The organism is Inhella sp., from assembly GCF_027532025.1.
GTDB lineage: Bacteria > Pseudomonadota > Gammaproteobacteria > Burkholderiales > Burkholderiaceae_C > Inhella.
Window position 1 is genome coordinate 1 of record NZ_JAPZSY010000026.1, and the last position, 1,384, is coordinate 1,384.

A 1,384-nucleotide genomic window follows, 5' to 3' on the forward strand; every position below is an offset into this window, starting at 1 on the left:
GGCATGGTCGATCCCCGCCACCCCCTCGTGGTGCTGGCCACCCGGCTGCCCTGGACCGCGATCGAAGCCAGCCTGGCGCCGCTGCTGGCGCGCAAGCCCAGCAGCCGTACCGAAGTGGCCGACCAGGACCTGTTCGGCCCCACGCTGGTGCTGGCCGGCGCCCAGCCCTCCAACGCCGGCCGCCCCCGCCTGCCCACCCGGCTGATGGTCGCGCTGCTCTACCTCAAGCACAGCTTCAACCTCAGCGACGAGGAGCTGTGCGAGCGCTGGAGCGAGAACGTCGTCTGGCAGTTCTTCTCAGGCATGACCTATTACGAGCCGCGCTGGCCCTGCGATCCCACCCACATCGGGCGCTTTCGCCGCCTACTCGGCGAGGCCGGCGTCGAGCAGTTGCTCAAGACCACGATCGAGGCCGCCGTGGCGCTCAAGGCGGTTAGGAAGGACGAGTTCGAACGCGTCATCGTCGACAGCACCGTGCAGGAGAAGGCCATTGCCCACCCCACCGACAGCCGGCTGCTGGAGGTGGCGCGCGCCAAGCTCGTGCGCGTGGCCCGCAGCCTGGGCCTCAAGCTCAAGCAGACCCATGAGCGCGAGGGCAAGACGCTGCGGCGCCGCGCCGGCGGCTACGCCCACGCCAAGCAGTTCCGGCGCTTGAAGCGCGTACTGCGTCGCCAGCGCACGATCCTGGGCTGCGTGCTGCGCGAGCTGCGCCGCAAGATGGCCGGGCTGGAACAGGCCGCACAAGAGCGCCTGGCCCCCTGGCTGGAACGCGCCGAACGCATCCACACCCAGCGGCCGCAGGATAAGAACAAGCTGTACGCGCTGCACGCCCCCGAGGTCGAGTGCATCGGCAAGGGCAAGGCCAGGAAGCCCTACGAGTTCGGCGTCAAGACCAGCTTGGCGGTGACGCACCGCAGCGGCCTGATGGTGGGCGCGCGCAGCTTCCCCGGCAACCCCTACGACGGGCACACGCTGGCCGCGCAGATCGAGCAGACCCACGCCTTGACGCAAGACCTGAACGTGCAGGTCAAGACGGTGGTGGTGGACCTGGGCTATCGCGGGGTGGATGCCGAGCTGCCCGGCATCGAGCTGCTGCACCGCGGCAAGACCAAGAGCCTGACCCCCAAGCAGCGCGGCTGGCTCAAGCGCCGCCAGGCGATCGAGCCCGCCATCGGGCATCTGAAGCAGGATCACGGCCTGCAGCGCTGCTGGCTCAAGGGCAGCGAGGGCGACGCGCTGCACGCCGTGCTGTGCGCCGCCGGCTACAACCTGCGCTGGCTGCTGCGCGCGATCGCCCAGATGGGGCTCAGGGCGGTGTTTTTTGCGCTGCTCGCCCGCTCAGTGCACCGCGCATCGGCGCTATGGGCAGCGTTACGGGCCGCTG

Annotated in this window: 1 protein-coding gene; it reads left to right on the forward strand. The window is 69.9% G+C overall.

Translation table 11 applies throughout. From position 1 onward, the window contains the following. Positions 1–3: 3 nt before the first annotated feature. Positions 4–1,384, forward strand: a 1,381-nt coding sequence (locus O9335_RS05535) for an IS5 family transposase (protein ID WP_298384769.1), incomplete at its 3' end; no start/stop codon positions are given.